1 protein-coding gene is annotated in these 7175 nt (G+C 47.0%); it reads right to left on the bottom strand.

The features are described 5' to 3' along the window. Positions 1 to 96: 96 nt before the first annotated feature. Entirely contained in the window at positions 97 to 7158 is a 7062-nt protein-coding gene (locus ACU70B_RS02695) for an SDR family NAD(P)-dependent oxidoreductase (RefSeq protein WP_447184822.1), read from the bottom strand. Positions 7159 to 7175 lie beyond the last annotated feature (17 nt).

The following is a 7175-nucleotide window of genomic DNA, read 5'->3' as shown; positions in this document are numbered from 1 at the left end:
TAACGACCCACCTCGTAAAGAATTTCGTGTTTTTGAATTACAGATAAATAAATAGCTTTAAAGCCCCTTCCTGAAAAACGGATTATATTACGGTTTTTAATTGAAAATATCTTTGAAGACGCTCTGATATTCCAAAGCCAGGTATGCAGCAAGACTACTCAGATCGTAATGACTAGAAACCATATCGGGTGTCAGCTCCAAACCGAATTCTTCGTTCACCTTGTCGGCAAAGTCAACTAATTTGTAGGAATCCAACCCGAACTCTTTCAGGTCAGTTGATGCATCTATGTCTTCGGCCCTAACTGCAAGCAAATTAGAGACAGTGTTTATCAACGCCCTTTGCACGTTGTAGGCCAACCTCTCTTCTATTGGAGAAAGCAAAGTGCCCAAGTGAGGAACTCTTTTATTCTTCGCTGCACTCAGAATAGTATTCTTGACCTTTTCAATACTAGACTCATACTTTGGCGAGTAGACAGTTATCAGTTCTTCGTCGTGGATTTCAATCATGGCTTGGGACCTGGCCGTTTTTACATGTATAATCTGATCGATTGGACCCGCCAGTAATCTCTCGAGGGCCTCCATGGCTTCCGTCGGCTCAATGGAGCCTATTCCCGCCTGTTTCATACGTTCCTGATATGCTTTTGAAGCTACGATCCCAACGCTGCCCCAGTAGCCCCAGTTGATCACCTTCACCGCACAAGCCAATCGCCTTCTCAAGTGGTGGGCGAAAATATCTGTAAAAGTGCAGCCGGATGCATAATTGCTCTGGCCCGGGGCTCTGGTAAAGGCAAGAATTGAGGAAAAGAAAAGCATAAAATCCAGCGGCTCCTTGTAAAATACCTGGGCCATTCTGACGCTGACATCCACCTTGGCAGACAGTGCAGCCTTAAATCGTTCTTCTTCCATATTGGCCAGGCTCTGGTCCGATAGGACAATTGCTGCGTGAATCACACCGTGTATCCGAGGATAAATCTGCTTGATTTTGACGTAGGCTCTTTGCAGGTACTTCCGGTCGGCGGCATCAGTGGAAATATAGACCGGAGCAGGCCCTAGACCTGAAAGCCTGTCAAGTTTGGCCTGGATGACCTTATCCTTTTTCCGGCGGCCGATCCAAACGATTTGGGCGCAGTAATTGCGGATCATATATTCGGTCCAGACTTCACCTATACCGCCTGCACCGCCAATAACCACATATACTCCGCCTTGCCTGTAGACCGGCTCACTTGTCGGCATATATTTCACAGGGGTCAGTTTTTGCCGGTACCATTCCTGCCTGCGGTAAATCAGGGCGTTGCCCTGAGGATCGGCGGGAAGCCCAAAGATTTGGGTAAGCGGCCAATCATGGGCAGCTTCCAGATCGACCATCCGAACCGACCAGTTCCGGTACTCTTTGGCCATAGAACCAACCAACCCGTATAGACCTGCGTGGACAGGATCCACCGGATCATTTTTTCCAACAGACTGAGTCTGTACTGTGATCACGGTCCAGCCCAATTCTTTGCTCCCGTAGCCTATTTGCAGCAAGGCTTTGATTAATCTAAAACAGTAAAGCACCCCATGATCTTGTTCTTCGATCAAGGAGTCATCTGCCATGAACTCGGAAGCAGGAGAAGGAGCGATCCATATGATATGATTGATGGGGCCATAGGTTTCGAGTTCCGTCGCTATAGAATCTATGGTGTAATAAGGCTGGATGCCTGCTATCCGTATTCGGGGATAATAGCGCTCTATCGCACTTCTTTGATTTTTATCTCCTCCGATGAGCATCACCCTATCTGCGGCAGCGGGGAAGGCTGGACCCTTCTCCGGCGAAATCAGCTCCCAAACGGGGACCAGCTTGATTTCTCCAACCAGTGAATCGCCAGATGCCGGGTATGACGGTATTACCGCATTACCGCTTTGAATGTCGCCTTCCAGCACCCGCATGGAAAAGCCTTTCATTCGCACACAGATATTCCCCAGGCTATCACATAAATCGATATCTACTTTCCTGGTTTTATCCTTGTCTTTGATCCCTTGGCTGTATTGCAGGTAAACCCACATGCCGGGTGTACATTTCCCCAGAATCTCCATCTTCTCGAGAATAAAAGGCAGCGGAGGTTTGCTCGGAGTCCCACTGTCAGCTCCGAATCCCACGATTAACGCTATCGCTGCTTGCAGCGCCGCATCCATCAAACTGGGATGCAGAACGTATTCCTCTAGTGTGTCAGAGATGATATGAGGCAAATGCAACCTAGCCAGGATCTCATCTTCATTAAGATAGATCTCTTCGATACCCCGATGTCCCGGGCCATACTCCAATCCCATCATACGATAGGCTTCATAACACTTTTCCGGTAGTACAACATCCCATAAACCCTTATCTCTTATAGCTGCTATATCCAAACGAGGCAATCGGGAGACCTCGACCAGTGATGCTGTACCTTCGCTATGCAGCAATGGCTTCCCGTAGTCAGCCGCTGAATAGCTGTAGATCTTATAAGCAATTTTTCCGTCTTCATCAGGATACAACCCGATATGCGCCTCTACAGGCTCATCCTTGACTATAATAGGCCTGGCCCACAACACATCGTGGAACTCAATAATTTCATTCCCTTTTCTTAAAACCCCGGCAACCTCTTCCACTGCAGCCCGAGCCATTTCCAGATATGCCACGCCAGGCAACATTTTTTCTCCCTTCACCACATGATCGGTCAGGAAAAACTCCTGACCTGCAAATACAGAAGTAAAACGCTGTTCGCTCAAATCCGAGGTATTCTTACGCAACAGGGGATGGATCACATCATCCGTAACGGCTTTGTTGGCACTTTGTGTTCCGGCAACGGTTTCAGGTACCCAGTATCGTTTCCGGCAAAAAGGGTAGACAGGCAATTTAATGCACTGTACTGGATTATCCGAGAATATATATCTCCATTCCAGGTCTAAGCCTTTCGAATAAAGCTCGGCTAAAACCGCCAATTTATTGGCATACTCCCGCTTACTCATCTTCTTCTTAGCTTTCAGCTCATTGAGGATCGTTTGGCCCAGATCGCCGGAAACCGGCGGTTCTATCTCGCCGTGATCATAGCTCCGGTTTCCAAAATACTTTTCTGCCGTCCCCTTTTCCCATACCTCATTGAATTTCACTGGGATTTCCTTAAAATCACGAACGATATACGCGGCTCTTAATTTGAAATGTTCCCTGGTCATAAGCAGAGACGCACTGATATCTGAAAGGCTGTTCCGATGACCTTCCTCTTTAAGCCAATCCAGAAAATCAATCTCTTTCTGGCGCAAGGCCGACTCTGTTTTGGCAGATAGGCATATCAAATAAGCAGGTAAATCCCTTGAACTATCTTTTGCAATAAGGGGTGCTTCCTCCAGAACGACATGCGCATTAGCCCCTCCGGAGCCAAAGCTGCTCACCCCTGCTCGTCTTAATCTTTGTCCGATAGGCAGTTCCCATGGTCGGGTATTATCAACGATATAAAAAGGGGTCTCATCAAGAAATATATGCGGATTCAGTTCATTAAAGTTAAGTGATGCCGGAAGTACTCGATTCTGTAAAGACAGGATTACCTTCAATAGTCCTGCAATGCCGGCGGCCGCCTCTAAATGGCCCAGATTGGTCTTGATTGAACCCAGGCCGCAGTAAGGTTCCCTGGCTGTAACGCTTGTTGGGGATAGCTGGTCAAAGGCCTCTTTCAGGCCACTCGCCTCGACAGGATCACCCAGGGATGTGCCGGTTCCATGGGCCTCAATGTAACCTAATGTTTCAGGCCCGATACCAGCGGTCTTGTACGCCTCGATCAATAAGGCTGCCTGTTTTGACGGGTTCGGTACCGTCAATCCGCTGGCCTGGCCTCCATGATTTATAGCTGTGCCCTTAATAACTGCATAAACCGTGTCGTTATCAGCGATAGCCTGAGGCAGAGGTTTCAGTAGGATCATTACCGCACCTTCACTGCGGACGTAACCATTGGCATCTTTATCAAAGGTCTTGCATCTTCCGTCTCTGGAGAGCATCCCGGCTTTGTAAAAAGCAATGCTGGCTGAAGGATGACACATGATATTAATGCCGCCCACCAAAGCCTGAACACATTCTCTAGTCCTGAGCGACTTAACTGCTTCGTGAACAGCTACCAGTGAGCTGGAACAAGCAGTATCGATCTGCAAACTTGGACCGTAAAAACCATAAAAATATGAAATCCTGTTAGGAAGCATCGCCATAGAGGTCCCGATATTATAATAAGCCTCCATTTCTTCCAGGCTTTTATCCAGGAGTATTTGATAATCAGATCCACTGGCGCCAATAAAGACCCCGGTTTTACTCCCCGATACCCTTTTAGCCGAATATCCTGCGTCTTCAAGACATTCCCAACATAGTTCCAGCATGATCCGCTGCTGCGGATCCATTAATTCGGCTTCTTTAGGGGAGATACGGAAAAACGAAGCGTCAAAGCCCGCGATATCGTCCAGAAAACCGCCCCGGTCGATTCCCTTGTGTTGGTTTTGGGGATCGATATAATCAGGCCAGTCCCACCTATCTTGGGGCAGGTCGCCTATCGCGTCTTTGCCGCCCTCCAACAACGCCCACAGCTGTTCTTTGTTCGCAACATTGCCCGGAAGTCGGCAGGATACGCCAATTACAGCGATATCCTGCTTTAGCGCATTATGTATATATGCGTTATCTTCTTCCCTGCCCTTCGAAATACTTTCAGCCTTTTCCTGTTCAAGGTTTTCCTGTAAGTAAGCGATAACGCGTTCCGGTGTTTTATATTTGAAGAAGAAATCTGCCCTTAGTTTGATCCGATACTTATAAGTGAGCCGCTCTTTTAGTTCCAGGAGATCCGGTGAATCAAGTCCCATCTCCATCATCGGCCGGTCTAGAGCAAAGCCTTTTTCCCGGTCCGGGCCCAGAACGGATTTGATGCTTCTAACTATATAATCCTTAATGAATTCATTGTCCTCAGTAATTGCTTTCCGGCTGGCATTATCATAGAACATAATATCCTGGCGGATTCTGTTATTGAGATCATATTCTATCAGAACGCCGCATCCCCGGTTGACAGTATCTCTAGACCGGTAGCCGGGAACCAGTTCTTTGACCTGCGCTCCATGCAGTTCATGGAATCTTAAAATGGTGTCGACCAGCCGCCCTTGTTCGTTGCGATGACCGATATACTCCTGGAGATCGATACCGGTATGTTTGTGGTAATCCCTACACCTGGTAACAGCTACTACCTTTTCTATTCCATGCGATAAAGTACAGAGCTGCAGCATATATTCCAAAAGCTCATCACCTAGATTTCTGTGCTGCAGTTCAGGGAGAACATTAACGGCCAGCAATTGGACAATGGCATCGTCCGTTCGGTGAAGCCTTTCAACCGTGCGCATAGTTGATTTTTTTATATCCTCCGGGCTGGCAATGCGCTGAGTGTATATAACACCGACGACCCGGTCTTCAAATTCAAGTACCAACTGTCCTTTCGGATACTGCTTCAAGCGTTTTTTTATTGCTGAAACAGATGAGCGCAGGGCCGGCTCCCAACACTGAATCTCCAACTGCTCCAGGACCGGAAGGTCTTTTTCCTGCGCATATCGCACCCGATAGTCCCTTCGTTCAAAATGATTGATGGTAATCCGGGTAAATGGCATCGTCTGGGGATGTTTTCTTAAGAAACCCGGTTTGGGGAACAGGTTTGCATACGCTGCAGCCATTAAAAACCTGTCTGCTTCCACCGGCATTTGCTGAGAAAATCCGTGGCATGCATCAAAAAACATATTCTCCGTCTTACCGTTAAACTCACGGGCTGTTTTCAGGTCTAGGCAATGTTCCTCAAGGAGGATAATACCGTGATCACCCGGGAGCGACGACCATCGTTTAAAATGTTCGGCCAGGCTTTGGGTAACCAGGGCTGCGGGGATACAGTTCCCCTTGCTGTCGAAATAGACACCGTCATCCAGTTTTGATCTATTGGCTGCCGCGGTAGTTCCCGATGGTGGATTATAGCAGCGTCTATGATCCTGCCGGGAACGAACATGTAATACCTTCTCTACATCTGTGACCCCCGAATTCTGAAGGTCATTTATCATTTTTTCCGGTTCTCCGACATTGCCCGTCAACACAATGTGGTCTATATCCTGCAAGGTTTGAGCCGTTTTTTCCAGAATTCCTTCGTTAATATCGATTCCAATAAGCTTGACAGGATATTCATCAAGAACCTGCCCCCGTAAAGACTTGGTTTTTACTATCTCATATATCTTTTTGAGTAGCCTCCCGTCGCCGCACCCCATTTGCGCTATGTATCCGGGTTGTTCGGAATAGGGTTTCTGATTGAATATAGATAACACGATCTCTTCTATTTCAAATAAATACTCTTCTTGTTTAAATTCGCTCTCGGTCACGCCCAGGGTACTATCCGCATGCTGTTCGCAGTTGAACAAATCTCTTTTAAAAGCGGGCTTACCACCATTAAATATGACCTGTGCGATATTAATTAGCATGGGTCTGTACTTCGCTGCTGAAGCCCTATGCAATTCTTCTAATATCGAACGACCACTATCAGTTAAGTAAGCAATGCCGTCTCTCCGGTCACCCCAGCCTTGGCTGACTAAATAATCTAAGATTTCTTGATTAACGCCAGAGTCTAATGTAAATTGCGATTGTCCTTGATTTTCTTCTGATCTGCTTATCAGATTGTTGTCCCGCAAAGCCAAGAACAGGGGGACAATCAACATGCCATCCAAATAACCGGCAAAAACAACATCGTTTATATCCCAACCCTGCTTCGACAAGGCGATCCATTTCTTGAGATTGCTTTTCTTATTACTTTTTAAGTAATTCATTGGAAAACACATCAGCTTCATAATGTCTCCGGGGATTTTCTTATGGACATCAGATGCGGGAAGCAGTGAGTATTTGTCATTTTTATCGCGAGATATGAAGTTTAGGTATTCCAGTATACGGAACGCTACCCGAAGCTCCCCGCTGTTGGCATTCAGCTCTCTTACCAGTCCGGTGAAAGGAACTTGTTTCGCTGAATCCAAAACCTTAAATAAGCCGTGCTCTTTACAGGCAATAATCACCGGGATAGCTGCATAACCGTTCAAGTAGCTGTTTATAGCAACGTTTTGCAGCTTCATTACTCTTTCCGCTTTCTTACTATGATCAGTCAAATGAGTTGCCCCCCTGT

The sequence above is a fragment of the Syntrophomonas curvata genome, assembly GCF_052976825.1.
This window is presented reverse-complemented; position numbering and strand designations above follow the sequence as displayed.